The sequence below is a fragment of the Bradyrhizobium sp. CCBAU 53351 genome, from assembly GCF_015291745.1.
Classification (GTDB): Bacteria; Pseudomonadota; Alphaproteobacteria; order Rhizobiales; family Xanthobacteraceae; genus Bradyrhizobium.
On sequence record NZ_CP030059.1, the window covers coordinates 7266847 to 7284135 of the forward strand.

Sequence of the window (17289 nt, forward strand, 5' to 3'; positions counted from 1 at the left end):
CAAGAACGAAGCACTTGTCCCCCGACGCGGCGCGGCGTGAAATGAGGCTGAAGCAGCGCTGCGCTGCGTGGGGCACAAGCAGCCCTAGACCGGCCGCTCGCCCTTCACCGTCACGCGCGTGCCGGAGCGCGTGTGCGGCCAGTAGTCCCACATCGCGCGATGCTGGGTGCAGCGGTTGTCCCAGAACGCGATCGCGTTCTCGGTCCAGCGGAAGCGGCACTGGAACAGCGGGTTCTCGGCGTGCTGGTAGAGATAAGCCAGCATCGCATCGCTCTCATCGCGCGGGATGCCGTTGATGTGGCGGGTGAAGCCGCGGTTGACGTAGAGCGCCTTCTTGCCCGTGACCGGATGGGTTCGCACCACGGGATGCTCGGCTTGCGGATAGGAGGGACGATCGGCAACGCCATAATTCGCATAGAGCCCACGGTAGATCGGCTCGCCGTCGTGCAGCGCGGTGAGGCCGTCGAGATAGGCCTTCATGCGGTCCGACAAGGCTTCGTAAGCCGCATACATGTTGGCGAACAGCGTGTCGCCGCCGCGCGGCGGGCATTGCTTGATGTAGAGGATCGAGCCCATCGGCGGCTCGAGATCGCAGGACACGTCGGAATGCCAGCCCTCGCCATTGGCGCGCGGCGAGTTCTTGTCGGCGTAGATCTTCATCAGGGCGGGGTCTTCGTCCTCATGCGGCGCTGCGGGGTGAAAATGCAGCTCGCCGAATTTGCGGCCGAAGGCGAGGTGCTGCTGCGGCGTGATGTGCTGGTCGCGGAAGAAGATGACGAGGTTTTCGGCAAGCGCGCGGTGGATCTCGTCCATCTGCCGGTTGGAGCGCGCGTCGCCATCAACCAGCGAGCCGATGTCGATCCCGGAGATCTCCGCGCCGATGATGGGCGTGAGCTTTTCGACCGCGATGGTCTCGTAAGGCGCGCCGTCCTCGGCCGTGTGGCGATAGCGCGGACCCTGCTTGCCGGCGAGTGAGCTCATGGCGTGTCTCCCGATCATTGTTGATTGGGAGCCATGGTAGCAACGTAGCGCGGGTTCGCGAAGCGTAACCCGCCACTTCGCGTCCGCAAAAAAAATAAGGCGGGTTACGCTGCGCGAACCCGCCCTACGATCCAATGTTGAGGAGGCGCCTACTCCGCCGCGGTCACCGGCACCTTGGCGCCCTGGCCGTAGCGCTGGTCGATATAGTCGATCACCAGCGCCTTGAAGTCGGCGGAGATGGTGGGGCCGCGCAGCGTGCGGAACTTCTTGCCGTCGACGAACACGGGCGCGGCCGGGGCTTCGCCGGTGCCCGGCAGGGAGATGCCGATATTGGCGTGCTTGGATTCGCCGGGGCCGTTGACGATGCAGCCCATCACCGCGACGTTGAGCTCTTCCACGCCGGGATATTTCGTCTTCCACGCCGGCATCTCGTCGCGGATGAAATCCTGGATCGAGCGGGCCAGCTCCTGGAACGTGGTCGAGGTGGTGCGGCCGCAGCCGGGGCATGCCGCGACCAGCGGCACGAAGGTGCGGAAGCCCATGGTCTGCAAGAGCTCCTGGCCGACCTGCACTTCACGGGTGCGGTCGCCGCCGGGCTCCGGCGTCAGCGAGATGCGGATGGTGTCGCCGATGCCCTGCTGCAAGAGGATGCCGAGCGCGGCCGAGGACGCCACGATGCCCTTCGAGCCCATGCCGGCTTCGGTGAGGCCGAGATGGATGGCGTAATCGGAACGGCTGGCGAGGTCCTGATAGACCGCGATCAGATCCTGCACCGCCGAGACCTTTGCGGAGAGGATGATGCGGTTCTTGGGCATGCCGAGCTCTTCGGCGCGCGCGGCCGAGAGCAGCGCGGACTGCACCATGGCCTCGCGCGTCACCGCGCGCACGTCGCGCGGATTGGCGGAGGCGGCATTCTCGTCCATCAGCTTGGTCAGGAGCTCCTGGTCGAGCGAGCCCCAATTGGCGCCGATGCGGACCGGCTTGCCGTTCTTGTTCGCGATCTCGATGATGTCGGCGAACTGGGTGTCGCGCTTGTCCTTGAAGCCGACATTGCCGGGATTGATGCGGTACTTGGCGAGCGCCTCGGCGCAGGCCGGATAGGCCGCGAGCAGCTTGTGGCCGATATAGTGGAAGTCGCCGATCAGCGGCGTCGTGATCCCGCGCTTGGCGAGGCCGTCGCGAATGTGCGGAACGGCGGCCGCAGCTTCCTCGCGGTCCACGGTGATGCGGACCATTTCGGAGCCGGCGCGCGCGAGCGCTGCGACCTGGGCAATGGTACCGTCGATGTCGGCGGTGTCGGTGTTGGTCATCGACTGCACGACGATCGGCGCACCGCCGCCGACGGCGACGTCGCCGACCTTGACCTGGGTGGTACGATGGCGCGGTGCGGGTCCCGCGAGATCGGAATCGATGGTGGTTTCGGGCTTGTTCATGGGGTCCAAATATCAGGTTTTGGTGACGTTCAGCAATGCATCAGCTGGCGCCGCAGCCGTTTGGCTCGGACGGTTAACCAGAAAAAGCCCAGCAATTACAAGGACAGCAGCCGCCCCGAACGCCAAGCTTAGGGTGTCGTGCATGATGAAATAGCTACCCACCACGCCAAACAAAGGGGTGATGAAGGTAAAAGCCGACAATTTGCTGGCCGAATAGGCCTTCACCAGAGCGAACCAAAGCGTGAACGTGGTTCCAACCACCCAGATCGCCTGGAACGCCATCAGGCCGAGCGAGAGCGGCGCCGGGGTGTGGGTGATGGTCTCGCCGAACAGCCAGGCCGCCAGCCCCAGGATGGGGATCGAGGTGGCGACCTGATAGCCCAGCGCCTTCTCCGGCGCAGCGAACCGCAACCGCGTGCCCTTGGCCACCAGCGTCGTCGCCGCCCACAGCGCGGCACCACCGACGATCATGAGGTCGCCCAGCAGCACATGTGAATCGACATTGGGCTGCGGCACGCCGATTGCGAGCGCGACGCCGGCAAAGCTGATGGCAAGGCCCAGCCATTGCGAGGCGCCGAGCCGCTCGCCGAGCACCTGATAGGAGCCGAGCGCGACGAAGAACGGCGCGGTGTAGAGGAACACCACCGCGCGCGAGGCCGAGGTGAGGCGCAGGCCCTGGAAGATCAGCACGAATTCGATGCCGAACATCAGCCCGGCGACCAGGCCCGGCTTCCACGTGCGGTCGTTCTCGAAGAATTTGACGCCGCGAAGCGTGCCGATGATGAACAGCACCGGCAGCGCGCCCGCCGAGCGGATCGTGGCCTGGAGCATCGGCGGGATGTCCGGCAGCACCAGCTTCACCGCGATCTGGTTGAACCCCCAGGTCAGGCACAGCATGAGCATCAGGGCAATGGCGCCGGCACTGAGGGGGCGTGCAGCGGATAGGTTGGCTTGGGTTGCGGACATGTCTTCCTGGAAATCCGGCTTTGCGCCGTTGTTGCTTCAAGCAGCTTTCTGACAATGGGTGCAGACGCCCGTGATCTCCACCACGGACAATTTGGGAGCAAAGCCCGAGCTGCGCGCCGCGGCATTGAGATCGCCGGCGAAGGACGCCGAGGGAATCTCGCCGACCAGGCCGCAGCGCTCGCAGATCAGGAACGCCACCGCCGAGGTCGCGTCATGGTCGTGCGCGGCGCAGGCGAGGTAGGCGTTGCGGCTTTCGATGCGGTGCACGAGGCCGTTGGCCATCAGGAAATCGAGCGCCCGGTAGACCGTGATCGGCGCCGGCCGCGGCATCGACTTGGCCAATTCGTCGATCACCTCATAGGCGCCGAGCGGACGGTGGCTGGAGAGCAAGGCGCCCAGCACCTGGCGCCGGATCGGCGTGAATTTCTGCGCGCGCTGCTCGCAGACCTCCTCGGCATGCGCCAGCGCATCCGCGGTGCAGCGGCCGTGATCGTGGTCTGGCGCGGGAAAGGCCGTCTTCGCGGGGGTCATGCGACACAGCTTCTAGCATTTCGCCGATGGAACCCAAAGCGCGACGGGCGCGGCGGCTGTCAGCCATGCTCTCATGGCGGGACAGCCACCCGGTAAGCCACCGTGCAACAATCATAAGCTTGCTTATTATATTCCAAGCTTATTGGAGACCAAGCTCATGAGCCGCGGGTCCGTGGACCAGAATTTCCTGTTTACGCTAGGTGAGCTCTACCGCCTGTTGCGCGTCTATGCCGACAAGGAAGCCTCGCGCTTCGGCATCACGCGCGCGCAATGGGCCGTGCTGGCCAAGGTCGAGCGCAGCGAAGGCATGAAGCAGTCGGAGCTCGCCGAGCTGCTCGAGATGCAGCCGATCACGCTGACCCGCCTGATCGACAAGCTCTGCGACAATGACTGGATCGAGCGGCGCAACGATGCCTCGGACCGGCGCGTCAAGCGCCTGCACCTCAAGAAGGCCGGCCGGCAGCTGCTCGGCCGGATGAGCGGCCTGAAGTCGGAGCTCACCGCGAACGCGCTCGACGGCATCAGCCCGGCCGACGCCCACCGTCTCCTGACCCAGCTCGAAACCATCAAGGAAAACGTGCGCAACGCGATCCAGACGTCGGGCGCGGAGCAAGCACGTAAGGAGCAGCGCTATGGCTGACCAGGTCCTCAAATTCCAGCCCGAACAGAAGACCGACAGCGGCAAGCCGACCAAGAAGGCCGGCACCGATCCGCGCCGCCGCCTGGTCGCAGGCCTGCGCCGCTATCGCCGCTTCCTGCTGCTGGTCGTGCTGCCTGTAGCCGCCGCCATCGGCGGCCTCACCTTCTACCTGCATGGCGGCCGCTATGTCGGCACCGATGACGCCTATGTCGGCGCCCAGAAGGTGCTGGTGACGCCCGATATCTCCGGCAAGATCCTGAAGGTGGTCGTGAAGGAAGGCCAGTCGGTCAAGCACGGCGACGAGCTGTTCGAGATCGACCCCGTTCCGTTTCGCCACGCGGTGGACGAAGCCAAGGCGCAGCTCGCCCAAGCGCGCACGACCTATGACAACCTCGTCGCCAACATCAAGATCTATGGCGACATGCTGGATCTCGCCCAGCAGGGCATGGATCTGAAGAAGCGCGATGTCGAGCGCAAGCAGGCGCTGGTGAAGAACAATTACGGCTCGCAGCTCGATCTCGACAACGCCTCGAATGCGCTGGTGACCGCCGGCGCGCAGGCGCAATACATCAAGCAGCAACTCTCCAACGCCAAGACGCAGCTGCTCGGCGACGCGGAATTGCCGCTGGAGCAATTCCCGCCCTACGCTCAGGCGAAAGCCAAGCTGGACGATGCCCAGCGCAATCTCGACCACACCGTGCTGCGCGCGCCGATGGACGGCGTGGCGACGCAGGTCGAGCAGATTCAGCTCGGCCGTTTCGTCACCGCGGGCACGCCCGTCTTCTCGATCATCGACGTCGCCCATCCCTGGGTCGACGCCAATCCGAAGGAGAGCGACCTCACGCACGTCACCGAGGGACAGCCCGTCACGCTCGAGGTCGACGCGTTCCCGAACCATGTCTTCAAGGGCAAGATCGGCTCGCTCTCGCCCGGCACCGGCGCGCAATTCGCGATCCTGCCGCCGCAGAACGCCACCGGCAATTTCGTCAAGGTCGTCCAGCGCGTGCCGATCCGCATCTATTTCGACGAGACCGACAAATACGTGCGGAAGCTGAAGGCCGGCATGAGCGTGTACGCCACCATCGACACCGGCCATCAGCGCTCGCTCGCGGGCCTGCTCGGCCTGTCGGCGACCGCGAGCCAAGATCAAGATAAAGACTGACAAGGACTGATCGGATGTCCGGTCCCAATGCCCATCTGATGGTCCCCGGCCTGCGCCGGAACATGGTGACGATCTGCGCCATGACCGCGACCATCATGCAGGCGCTGGACACCACCATCGCCAACGTCGCCCTGCCCTACATGCAGGGCACGCTGTCGGCCTCGCAGGACCAGATCAACTGGGTGCTGACCTCCTACATCGTCGCCGCCGCGATCATGACGGCGCCGGTGGGCTGGATCGCCAACCGCTTCGGCCGCAAGCGCATCTTCATCATCTGCTCGGCCGGCTTTACCATGGCCTCGGTGCTGTGCGGCCTCGCGCAGGACATCAACCAGATGGTGCTGTTCCGCCTGCTGCAGGGCGTGTTCGGCGCGGCGCTGGTGCCGCTGTCGCAATCGGTGATGCTCGACTATTACACGCTTCAGGAGCGCGCCAAGGCGATGTCGATCTGGGGCATGGGCGTGATGATGGGTCCGATCATGGGCCCCTCGCTCGGCGCCTGGCTGACCGAGACCTATTCCTGGCACTGGGTGTTCTTCGTCAATTTGCCGTTCGGCTTCATCACGGTGCTCGGCCTGATCGTGTTCATGGACGAGACCCGGAAGGATTTCAGCCTCAGATTCGACTGGTTCGGCTTCGCCGCGCTGGCGGTTGCGATCGGCGCGCTGCAGCTCGCGCTCGACCGCGGCGAGCAATTAGGCTGGCTGGAATCCAATGAGATCCTCGCGGAGTTCATCGTCTCGGCCGTCGCCTTCTACTTCTTCCTGGCGCACTCCTTCACGACCTCGACACCGTTCATCCGCTTCGCGCTGTTCCGGGATCGCAACTTCGTCACCGGCTGCATGTTCATGGTCGTGATGGGGCTCGTGCTGTTCTCGACCATGGCGCTGGCCTCGCCCTACATGCAGAACGTGATCGGCTATCCCATCATCACCGCCGGCCTCTTGCTGGCGAGCCGCGGCTTCGGCACCTTCTTCGCCATGATGCTGGTCGGCCGCATGATGCGCTATTTCGAGGCGCGCACGCTGATCATCTCCGGCCTGACGCTGACCGCGGGCTCGCTGTACCAGATGACGGGCTGGACCGACCTGACCCAGGTGCCGGAGATCGTCACCGTCAGCGTCATCCAGGGTTTTGGCTTCGGCCTCGTCTTCGTGCCGCTCTCGACCGTGGCGTTCCTGACGCTCTCGAACGAGCTGCGCACCGACGGCACCGCGATGCTGACCCTGATGCGCAACGTCGCGAGCTCGGTCGGCATCTCCGTCGTCATCGCGCAGCTGACGCAGGGAACGCGGCGGACCTACGCAATCCTGTCGGAGCACATCAACCCGTTCAACCACGCGCTGCAGATGCCCGACGTCCGTGGCCTGATCAATCTGTCCACCGACGCCGGCCGCGCCATGGCGGACCGGATGGTCAGCGTGCAGGCGCAGATCATCGCCTTCGCGCATGACTACCAGCTGGTGATGCTTTTCATCCTCTGCACCATCCCGCTCGCTCTGCTGATCGGATCGACCAAGGCCACGCTGCGCAAGCAGGCGGCCGGGCCGGAACATGCGGTGATAGAGTAGGCACAGTTTCACGCGATCTCGTGTCCCGGGCGCGGTACAGCGCGGAGCGATGCGCCGCAGAACCGGGACCATTCTGCTGTCGGATCTGGGCCCGGCTCAGCAGCGCATCACACCGGACGATGCTTCGCATCGCCGGGAGTGCTGCGCTGCGTCCGGGGCACGAGAGATCACCCTAGCAACTCCTCGCAGCCCAGATCATCCACCGCCGCGAATATCCGCTCCAGATTATTCCACCAGATCACCGGCGGGATGTTGAAGCTCCACTGCCAGACCGGCCGCGTGATCTGCCAGAGCACCGCCCAGCGGTAGTCGCGATCGAGCGCGCCGCGCGTGTAGCCCGTGATGCCGCTGTCGATCAGCGTGTCGTGATAGAGGTTGAGCAGCGCGCGTTCCAGCGCTTGCCGGCGCTCCGGATACCAATGCATCGCCATCATATAGGCGAGGTCGTGGCTTGGAACGTTGATGCTCCACAGGTCGAAATCGAAGATGCGCGCGGTATCGGCAACGCCTGAGCGCGGCAGCAGGAAATTCCAGACATGGGCATCGCCATGGGTGATGCTGAGGTGACGGCGCGAGTGGTAGCGCTGGGACAGCCGGTCCGACTGATCGATCAGGCGGCGATAGAGGATACGCCGTTCCTCACTGAGGCGGTCACCGAGAGAATCTGCAAAGCGGTCGTAATGGCCCGCGAAGGTCTCGATGCGCTCCGCACTGTCCTCGGGGCTCGCGAAGGTGCCGACGGTGTCGCCGAGGCCCGGATGGTCCCACCAGGCTGCATGCCAACGTGCGAGCGTGGTGATGATGGCGATCGTCTGCTCGCGCGATGGCGGCAGCGGCCAGGCCGCCGCGACGTCGTGGCTGTCGGTGAGGTCCTCGAGCAGAAGATGCCAGGCGAGACTGTCCTCGTCGAAATGTCCGTCGAAGCAGAGTGGCACGAGTCCCGGCGGCATATTCGGCACCAGCTGCGTGTAGTACTCCACCTCGCGCCGGCCGCCATTGGCAAGCTTCTCGGCGAACGCGGAATTCGCGGTCTTCAGGATCAGCGATTGCGGGGCACCCGTGGATTCGCCGACATAGCGCAGGCCAAGCCGGACGATATGGGACACGACGGTGTCGCGCTGGTGCAGCACCTTTACCTCGCGCACCGCGCCGGCATCCAGCACGCCGCCCCGGCGTAGCGCGGCCGTCAGCCGAGCCGGCTCAATGATGTCAGGCAATTGTGGAGGTGTCATAACCACGATGCCCCCGTGCCGCTCCATACTGCACGATCACAACCGCCGGCACCAGCGGCAGGCATCGCGCCCGGCTCAAGCCGCGGCGGTCGATTCGCGCACGGTCCTGACCACGACCGACCGGAGCTGTTCGAGATTGGCCGCCATGCCGGCGATCGCCCGCCTGACCTCCTCGGCGCGCTCGTTCACGGAAGCGGCGTCGCGGCTGACATTTCCGATCTTGGCCGAGACCTCCTTGGCGGCCGACGCCGATTCGGAAATCGAGCGCGTGATCTCCCGCGTCGCGGCGTCCTGCTCTTCCATCGCGGCGGCAACAGAGGTGGCGACGCCGTCGATCTCGACGATGTGCCCTCCCATCGTCTCGACGGCATCGACCGCGGCCTGCGTCGAGGCCTGGATCTCGGCAATCAGCCGCGCGATCTCCTCGGTGGATTTGGCGGTCTGGTCCGACAGGGACTTCACCTCGGCGGCGACCACGGCGAAGCCACGACCGGCCTCGCCGGCGCGCGCCGCCTCGATCGTCGCGTTGAGTGCCAGGAGGTTGGTCTGGCCCGCGATGCCGCCGATCAGGTCGGAGACCTCGGCGATCTTCTTCACCGATCCGGCCAGCGCCTGGATGGTCGAGCGCGCCTGCTCGCGGCCGGCGACCGCCGATTTCGTCACCGTGCTGGTCCGCGCGACCTGGCTTGCGATCTCGCGGATCGAGGCGCTGAGCTCTTCGGCCGCGGCCGAGACGGTCTGCGAGCTGCCGAGGGCCTGGGTGGAGGCCGCCGCGACGGCCTGCGACTGCGCGGAGAGCGAACTTGCGATCTCTGACAGGCTGGACGCAGCCCGCTCCACGCCATGGCTCGCCGCGCTCGCGGTGTCGACCGAACGGCCGGTCTCGCGCTCGACGGTCTCCGCCATCTGATGCAGGGCGCCGCGCTTGGCGAGCGCCGCCTCCTGTTCCTGGCGCAATTGTTCCTCGCGCAGGCGGGAATTCTCGCCCGCCGCCTGCTTGAACACCAGAAGCGCACCCGCCATCGAGCCGACCTCGTCCTGGCGGTGGGCGAACGGAATGTCGGCGGTGAGATCGCCGGTCGCGAGCTTCTGCATCGTCTCCGTCATGCGCACGATCGGGCGCACCACGCCGACGGCGACGCCGAGCAGGCCCGCGGCAACGAAAGCGAGGACGGCGGCGGAGACTCCGAGGAGGATCCAAAGCATCGAGCTGTCGCGCCCCGCGGCCAGCGTTTCCATGGCGGAATTCTGCTTGTTGGCGCTCTCGACGATGCTGTCGATGACGGCGCGATGTGCGGTGTAGGCATCCTTGAGCTGCGCGTAGATGCGCTCGGACGCAGCTGCGTCCTTGGCCTTGAGCGCCGGCAGGAGCTGGTCGGACGCCTTCCAGAATTTCTGCACTTCGGCGTCGGATTTCGACACCAGCGCCGTCTTCAGGTCGGCCGATAGGCTGGAGGAGACCCAGAATGCCTTGCGCTCGTCATAGTCCTTGCGGAGCTGAACCAGGCGTTCGCCGTGGGCCGCCAGCTGATCCGGCTCGCGCATGGCGAGGGTCGCCTCGAGATAGGCCTCGATGACATATTCCGGCGGCGGCAGAATGTCCGCGATGAGGTCGTTGCCCAGCTTGATGTCCGAGTAGAGCGGACCGCCGACCTTGAGCTCTTTCAGGGCGTACAGACTGGTCGAGACCACGGCGGCGAAGCCGATGGCGAGAACGATCCCAAACGCAATGATCGCAGAGGACAACGACAGACGAAATTTCATGAAAACAATCCGGGGCGGCGTCCAAACTGCAGCCACCCTAACCGGATACGGTAAATACGGGATTGCTTCGCGCGGGAATTGCATCGCGCGATCCCCGCATAAGTACGGGAATTTGGCGTCAAGCTATCGGTATTTGAGTCAGTAGAGCTGACGCACAGATCCAAAAGACAGTCGTTCCGGCACGGCGCGACCCGAGGTCGGCTTCGATGCGCTCAATGAGACCTGCGTGCCGAGGAGCGCCCCTCCGCGGCACGCCAAGCCTTCACACGTCGAAGAACACCGTCTCGTTGTCGCCCTGCAGCCGCAGATCGAGCCGATACACGGGCTTGCCGGCCTCCCGCACGGCGGTGATCGTGGCGCGCCGATCGGCGGGCACCAGCGCCAGCACGGGATCGGCGGCATTGCCGGCCTCGTCGCTGAAATAGATGCGGGTGTAGAGATGCCGCAGCATGCCGCGACCGAACACCGCAAGCAGAATGTGCGGCGCCTGCGGCTTGCCGTCGGGATTCGGCACCGCGCCCGGCTTGACGGTCTCGAATGCGTAATTGCCGTCCTTGTCGGTGCCGCAACGGGCAAAGCCGCGGAAGCTCGCATTCGGCAGCGCACGCTTGTCCTGCGGATCGGCAAAGCGGCCCTGCGCGTCCGCCTGCCAGATCTCCAGCATGCAATCCGGCACAGCGACGCCATCGCCGTCGAACACCCGGCCTTCGATACGAATGCGATCGCCCGTGACGTCGGGGGTCAGCGTCGAGTTGATGAACGCGTCGTTCCAGGCGTACTCGCCGGTCGGCGTCAGGCCGTATTTGAAGAACGGGCCGACGGTCTGCGATGGCGTGATCCCATCAGGCTTCCCAGACTCTTGCACTTAATGGTTCTCCATGGGGGTGGCGTTCTTGCCGCGCAGCACGATGTCAAAGCGGTAGCACAGCGCCCATTCGGGCTGGGTATTCTCGAGGTCGAAGGACGAGACCATGCGCGCCCGCGCCTTCTCGTCCGGCACCGAGTTGAAGATCGGGTCGAACGGAAACAGCGGATCGGCCGGGAAGTACATCTGCGTCACCAGGCGCGTGACGAAGGAATGGCCGAACACCGACAGATGGATGTGCGCGGGACGCCAGGCATTGTGGTGATTGCCCCAGGGATAGGCGCCGGGCTTGATCGTCACGAAACGATAATAGCCGGAGGCGTCGCTCACCGTGCGGCCCGCGCCGGTGAAATTCGGATCGAGCGGCGCCGGATGCTGGTCGCGGACATGGACGTAACGCCCGCAGGAATTGGCCTGCCAGATCTCGACCAATGAGCTCGGTACCCCGCGGCCGTCCTCGTCGCGCACATGGCCGTGAACGATGATGCGCTCGCCGATCGGCTCACCGGCATGCTGCGTAGTCAGATCACTGTCGCCCTCGCGCACGGTCTCATGGCCGTAGACCGGTCCGGTCAGCTCCGACAGCGTATGACGCATCGGGATCAAGGGCTTGTTCGGCGCGCGCTTGATCGAGCTCTTGTAGTCGGGCGACAGCGGCAGCGGATGCGCCTTGTTGCTGTCGGTCGGATAGATGAATGTCATTGGCGGACTCCTCCCCGGCCATTCTCGGTCCGGCCGGTCAACACTTCCGCCAATCATTATATGACATAACTAATTTGGGGAAGCCGGTTTCGCGGCCCGCCCGCGCGCCGGATTTGGCCTGGGGTGCCCTATTTGATCGGCGGCCGCGGCAGCGTGGCCTCGCCGGCTTCGAGCCGATAGGTGTGGTCGAGCGAATACCAGGGCGCGGCGACATCAGGCACTGCCGGATGCGGCGATTCATGGCGCTGGAACTTGCCGATCAGGGCCCGCGTCACGCCGAACTGCACGTCACTGTCGATATGCGGGTCGGCGGGGTCGTAGACCTGCGAGATCAGCGTCTTGAATCCGGGCTTGAAGATCAGGGCGTGCAGATGCGCGGGTCGATAGGGATGCCGGCCCTGCGCGGCCAGCAAGCCGCCGACCACGCCATTGGTCGGGATGGGATAGCCGACCATCATCACCGAGCGGAAGGAGAAGCGCCCGTCCTGGTCGGTCGTGAACTTGCCGCGCAGGTTCATGTCGGCCTGCTCAGGATCCTGGTTCTCGTAGAGGCCGACGGGCGAGGCGTGCCAGACATCGACCTCGGCACCGGCAAGGGGACGGCCGTCCTTGTCGACGACACGGCCGTTCACGAACAGCCGCGCGCCGGGGGTCTCGGAGCGCACGATCGATCCGCCGTTCTCGACCCGCGGCGAGTTCAGCCGCCAGAACGGCCCGAGCAGCGATTGATCGGTTTCCGTGTTGCCCTGATCGCCATTGTTGAGCAGGCACACCAGGGATGAAACGCCGAGCGAGCCTGCCATCAGCACGACTTCATTGTGCGTGTCGGTCGAGAGCTTGCCGAGCTCGGCGATAACGGCCGTGGCGTCGCGAAACTCCTTCTCGGTCAGGCGGACGTCGCGGACGAAGGCATGCAGATGCTTGACCAGAGAGAGCATGATCTGGCGCATACGCGGATCGGAGGTCCGCTCCATCACCGCCAGTGCAGCAGCCGTGACGTCCTGCTCGCGCTCGATGATCATGGCGCCAATCTCTCCCAGCCATTCCGGGGTGGTCCGAAGGACCAAACCCCAGGTGCGCAATTGCGCACCGGGGAATCTCGAGATCCCGGACTCCGCCTCATCGGGCGGCTCCGGGATGACCGAACGCAAAGCGTTCGGTCAGTTCAGCTTCTCGATCGCGACCGCGACGCCCTGGCCGACGCCGACGCACATGGTGGCGAGCGCCAGCCTGCCGCCGCGCTTTTCCATGCCGTGCACCGCGGTGAGCGCGAGGCGCGCGCCGCTCATGCCGAGGGGGTGGCCGAGCGCGATGGCGCCGCCATGCGGATTGACGAAATCGGCGTCATCGGCGACGCCGAGCTGGCGCATGCAGGCGATGCCTTGCGAGGCGAACGCTTCGTTGAGCTCGATCAGGTCGAAATCGCTGATCTTCTTGCCGAGGCGCTCCATCAGCTTGCGGGTCGCGGGCACCGGGCCGATGCCCATGATGCGCGGCGGCACGCCGGCCGAGGCCAGGCCGAGGATGCGCGCGCGCGGCGTCAGGCCGTGCTTCTTCACCGCAGCCTCTGAGGCCAGGATCATCGCAGCAGCGCCGTCATTGACGCCCGAGGCATTGCCGGCGGTCACCGTGCCGGGATTGCGCACGATCGGCTTCAGTTTTGCCAGACCTTCCAGCGTGGTCTCGGGACGCGGATGCTCGTCCTTGTCGACCGTAACAGGACCGGCTTTGCCGCCAGGAATCGTGATGGGCGTGATTTCCTCCGCGAAATAACCCGCCGCGATCGCCTTGCCGGCGCGCTGCTGCGAGCGGATGGCGAAGGCGTCCTGGTCGGCGCGCGAAACCTGGAATTCCTCGGCGACGTTCTCGCCGGTCTCCGGCATGGCATCGACGCCGTACTGCGCCTTCAGCAGCGGATTGATGAAGCGCCAGCCGATCGTGGTGTCGAAGATCTCGGCCGAGCGCGAGAAGGCCTCCTGCGCCTTGCCCATCACGAAGGGTGCGCGGGTCATCGACTCGACGCCGCCGGCAATGGCGAACTCGATCTCGCCGGAGCGGATGGCGCGGCCCGCGGCGCCGACCGCATCGAGGCCGGAGGCACAGAGGCGGTTCAGGGTCTGGCCGGGAACCGAATCCGGCAGACCCGCGAGCAGCAGCGCCATGCGCGCGACGTTGCGGTTGTCCTCGCCGGCCTGGTTGGCGCAGCCGAAGAAGACTTCGTCCACCTGCGCCCAGTCGAGATTGGGATGCTTGGCCATCAGCGCCTTGATCGGGGCGGCGGCGAGATCGTCGGCGCGCACCTTGGCGAGCGAGCCGCCGAAGCGGCCGATCGGGGTCCGCACGGCATCGCAAATAAAGACGTCACGCATCGTTGTTCTCCCTGAATGCCGCGGTTCGGCCCAATTTCTTCAATGTCGGCGGAGTTTTAGGAGGGTGCCCCCGGCAGGTCAATTGACTGATACACGCGTGTTCCGAGGGGGCTGCACGCCGGCCACGCATGCCGCAATGCGGACAACGTGGAAAACCCGCTCCTAGCGGCCAAAGCGATAGGAGCAGGTGCCGAAATTTTGTAGGTTGCGCCGCCCATGACAGTGCAACAGCCGATACCCCTCCCGCCCGCCGACGAAGCGCCCGCAGCGCCGGTGGAAGCCGCCGCGCGCGTCACGCCGATGATGGAACAGTACCTGGAGATCAAGGCGGCGCACCAGGGCCTCTTGCTGTTCTACCGGATGGGCGATTTCTACGAATTGTTCTTCGAAGACGCCGAGATCGCCTCCCGGACGCTCGGCATCGTCTTGACCAAGCGCGGCAAGCACCAGGGCGCCGACATCCCGATGTGCGGCGTGCCGGTCGAGCGCTCCGAGGATTATCTGCACCGCCTGATCTCGGCCGGCCACCGCGTCGCGGTCTGCGAGCAGACCGAGGATCCCGCCGCTGCGAAAGCGCGCGGCAACAAGAGCGTGGTTCGCCGCGGCGTGGTCCGGCTGGTCACGCCGGGCACGTTGACCGAGGACAATCTGCTCGACGCGCGTGCCAACAATTACCTGCTCGCGATCGCTCGCGCCCGCGCCTCCGGCGGCGGCGATCGCTTCGGCCTTGCCTGGATCGACATCTCGACCGCCGAATTCATGGTCACGGAATGTTCGGGCGGCGAGCTCGCCGCGACGCTGGCGCGCATCAATCCGAACGAGGCGATCGTCACCGACGCACTCTATAACGACAGCGAGCTCGGACAGACCCTGCGCGAATTGCCGGCCGTGACGCCGCTGACCCGCGACGTCTTCGACGGCGCCACCGCCGAGAAGCGCCTGTGCGATTATTTTGCGGTCGCGACCATGGACGGGTTGGCGCAACTGACGCGGCTCGAAGCCACGGCGGCAGCAGCAGCCGTCACCTATGTCGACCGCACCCAGGTCGGCAAGCATCCGCCGCTGTCGCCGCCCGCGCGTGAAGCGTCGGGCGCGACCATGGCGATCGATCCCGCCACCCGCGCCAATCTCGAGCTGACGCGGACGCTTGCCGGCGAACGCCGCGGCTCGCTGCTCGACGCGATCGACTGCACCGTGACCTCGGCCGGCTCGCGCCTGCTGGCGCAGCGGCTGGCGGCACCGCTGACCGACGCGCCCGCGATCGCGCGGCGGTTGGATGCGGTCAGCGCCTTCGTTACAGACCCGGCGGCGCGCGAAGACATCCGCAGCATCTTGCGCGGCGCGCCCGACATGTCGCGATCGCTGGCCCGTCTCTCGGTCGGCCGCGGCGGACCGCGCGATCTCGCCGGCATCCGCGACGGCATCATCGCCGCGGACCAGGTGCTGGCGCGGCTCGGTGAGCTCGACCAGCCGCCGCAGGAGATCGCCGCGGTGATGGCGGCGCTGCAAAGACCGTCGCGCGATCTGGCGGCCGAATTTGCCAGCGCGCTCGACGAGCAGCTACCGCTGATCAAGCGCGACGGCGGCTTCGTCCGACAGGGCTATGAGCCCGCCCTCGACGAGGCACGAAACCTGCGCGACGCCTCGCGCCTGGTGGTGGCCTCGATGCAGGCCCGCTACGCCGACGCGACCGCCGTCAAAGGCCTCAAGATTCGCCACAACAACGTGCTCGGCTATTTCGTCGAGGTCACCGCACAGCACGGCGACAAGCTGATGTCGGCGCCGCTGAACGCGACCTTCATCCACCGCCAGACGCTGGCGGGGCAGGTGCGCTTCACCACGTCGGAACTAGGGGAGATCGAGGCCAAGATCGCCAATGCCGGCGATCGTGCCCTTGGACTGGAGCTCGAGATTTTCGAGCGCCTGTCCGCGAAGGCCATGGCGATCAGCGACGATCTGCGCGCCGCCGCCCATGCGTTCGCCTTGCTCGACGTCGCAACGTCGCTCGCCAAACTCGCGGTCGACGATCACTATGTGCGACCCGACGTCGACGACTCCCTCGGCTTTGCGATCGAAGCCGGCCGCCACCCCGTGGTCGAGCAAGCCCTGAAACGCAATGGCGAGCCGTTCATCGCCAATGCGTGCGATCTGTCACCGGCGCCTGGCCAGAAGTCCGGCCAGCTCTGGCTGCTCACCGGTCCCAACATGGCCGGCAAATCGACGTTCTTGCGCCAGAATGCGCTCATTGCCCTTCTTGCTCAAATCGGCAGCTTCGTGCCGGCGGCGCGCGCGCGGATCGGCATCATCGACCGCCTGTTCTCGCGCGTCGGCGCCGCCGACGATCTCGCGCGCGGCCGCTCCACCTTCATGGTGGAGATGGTCGAGACCGCGGCGATCCTGAACCAGGCCGGCGAGCGTTCGCTCGTGATCCTCGACGAGATCGGTCGCGGCACCGCGACGTTCGACGGCCTCTCGATCGCCTGGGCCGCGATCGAGCATCTGCACGAGAGCAACCGATGCCGCACGCTGTTCGCGACGCATTATCACGAGCTGACCGCGCTCTCGGCCAAGCTGCCGCGGATGTTCAACGCCACCGTGCGGGTGAAGGAGTGGCAGGGCAATGTCGTGTTCCTGCACGAGGTGCTGCCGGGCTCGGCCGACCGCTCCTACGGCATCCAGGTGGCAAAACTCGCCGGCCTGCCGCCCGCGGTGATCACGCGCGCGAAATCCGTGCTCTCCAAGCTGGAGGCGCAGGACCGCGGCCAGACCGCACGCGCGCTGGTGGACGATCTGCCGCTGTTCGCCGTGCCCTCGCGCGCCGCGGCGGAAGCCGCGCCGCCGAGCGAGGCCGAGCTGCTGATGGAAGCGGTGAAGGCGCTGCACCCGGACGAGATGTCGCCGCGCGAGGCGCTCGATGCGCTCTATGCGCTGAAGGCCAGGCTGCCGAAGCAGTGAAGGGAACGGTCATTCCGGGATGGTCCGAAGGACCAGACCCCAGGTGCGCAATTGCGCACCGGGGAATCTCGAGTTTCTTAGGTGCGCAATTGCGCACCATAGTTCGATGCTGCGCATC

General features: G+C 65.9%; 14 protein-coding genes. 4 read left to right on the forward strand and 10 right to left on the reverse strand.

The genetic code is table 11. From position 1 onward, the window contains the following. Nucleotides 1-84: 84 nt before the first annotated feature. From XH83_RS34580 to XH83_RS34595, 4 genes are all read right to left on the reverse strand, one after another. Nucleotides 85-981, reverse strand: coding sequence for a TauD/TfdA family dioxygenase (locus XH83_RS34580; protein ID WP_194405023.1), 897 nt, complete (start codon nucleotides 979-981; stop codon nucleotides 85-87). Between the two features lie 149 nt (nucleotides 982-1130). Further along, the gene (gene ispG, locus XH83_RS34585; RefSeq protein ID WP_194405024.1) at nucleotides 1131-2414 is read right to left on the reverse strand and encodes a flavodoxin-dependent (E)-4-hydroxy-3-methylbut-2-enyl-diphosphate synthase; all 1284 of its coding nucleotides are present in this window, start codon (nucleotides 2412-2414) and stop codon (nucleotides 1131-1133) included. A 12-nt stretch (nucleotides 2415-2426) separates the two neighbouring features. Next, complete coding sequence (locus tag XH83_RS34590) at nucleotides 2427-3380, reverse strand: DMT family transporter (protein WP_194405025.1); 954 nt, start codon at nucleotides 3378-3380, stop codon at nucleotides 2427-2429. A 36-nt stretch (nucleotides 3381-3416) separates the two neighbouring features. Then, the gene (locus tag XH83_RS34595; RefSeq protein WP_194405026.1) at nucleotides 3417-3911 is read right to left on the reverse strand and encodes a Fur family transcriptional regulator; all 495 of its coding nucleotides are present in this window, start codon (nucleotides 3909-3911) and stop codon (nucleotides 3417-3419) included. A 157-nt stretch (nucleotides 3912-4068) separates the two neighbouring features. On the opposite strand from XH83_RS34595, the gene XH83_RS34600 reads away from it, so the two are divergent. From XH83_RS34600 to XH83_RS34610, 3 genes are read left to right on the forward strand one after another with little or no spacing between them, the layout of a single operon-like run. Then, nucleotides 4069-4551 carry a MarR family winged helix-turn-helix transcriptional regulator gene (locus tag XH83_RS34600; RefSeq protein ID WP_194405027.1) on the forward strand — a complete coding sequence of 161 codons (483 nt, stop codon included), beginning with the start codon at nucleotides 4069-4071 and terminating at the stop codon, nucleotides 4549-4551. After that, nucleotides 4544-5713, forward strand: a complete 1170-nt coding sequence (locus XH83_RS34605; protein ID WP_194405028.1) for an HlyD family secretion protein — start codon at nucleotides 4544-4546, stop codon at nucleotides 5711-5713. The genes XH83_RS34600 and XH83_RS34605 overlap by 8 nt, the downstream gene beginning before the upstream one ends. A gap of 14 nt (nucleotides 5714-5727) precedes the next feature. Further along, nucleotides 5728-7284 carry an MDR family MFS transporter gene (locus XH83_RS34610; RefSeq protein ID WP_194405029.1) on the forward strand — a complete coding sequence of 519 codons (1557 nt, stop codon included), beginning with the start codon at nucleotides 5728-5730 and terminating at the stop codon, nucleotides 7282-7284. Between the two features lie 167 nt (nucleotides 7285-7451). On the opposite strand, the gene XH83_RS34615 is transcribed toward XH83_RS34610, so the two are convergent. The 6 genes from XH83_RS34615 to pcaF all read right to left on the reverse strand — a co-directional run bounded on the left by XH83_RS34615 (nucleotide 7452) and on the right by pcaF (nucleotide 14216). Continuing rightward, a complete protein-coding gene (locus XH83_RS34615; protein ID WP_194405030.1) occupies nucleotides 7452-8543 on the reverse strand; it encodes a phosphotransferase in 1092 nt (363 codons plus the stop codon). A gap of 48 nt (nucleotides 8544-8591) precedes the next feature. Further along, a complete protein-coding gene (locus XH83_RS34620; RefSeq protein ID WP_194405031.1) occupies nucleotides 8592-10280 on the reverse strand; it encodes a methyl-accepting chemotaxis protein in 1689 nt (562 codons plus the stop codon). 262 nt (nucleotides 10281-10542) lie between these two features. Next, a complete protein-coding gene (gene pcaG, locus XH83_RS34625) occupies nucleotides 10543-11145 on the reverse strand; it encodes a protocatechuate 3,4-dioxygenase subunit alpha (RefSeq protein ID WP_194405032.1) in 603 nt (200 codons plus the stop codon). Continuing rightward, a complete protein-coding gene (gene pcaH / locus XH83_RS34630; RefSeq protein ID WP_194405033.1) occupies nucleotides 11146-11847 on the reverse strand; it encodes a protocatechuate 3,4-dioxygenase subunit beta in 702 nt (233 codons plus the stop codon). Between the two features lie 128 nt (nucleotides 11848-11975). Further along, complete coding sequence (locus XH83_RS34635) at nucleotides 11976-12869, reverse strand: dioxygenase (protein WP_194405034.1); 894 nt, start codon at nucleotides 12867-12869, stop codon at nucleotides 11976-11978. 138 nt (nucleotides 12870-13007) lie between these two features. Further along, nucleotides 13008-14216, reverse strand: a complete 1209-nt coding sequence (gene pcaF, locus XH83_RS34640; RefSeq protein ID WP_194405035.1) for a 3-oxoadipyl-CoA thiolase — start codon at nucleotides 14214-14216, stop codon at nucleotides 13008-13010. A 216-nt stretch (nucleotides 14217-14432) separates the two neighbouring features. Between pcaF and mutS the strand changes: the two genes are divergently transcribed. Then, nucleotides 14433-17171: a DNA mismatch repair protein MutS gene (gene mutS, locus XH83_RS34645; protein WP_194405036.1), complete on the forward strand. Its 2739-nt coding sequence runs from the start codon at nucleotides 14433-14435 to the stop codon at nucleotides 17169-17171. Nucleotides 17172-17289 lie beyond the last annotated feature (118 nt).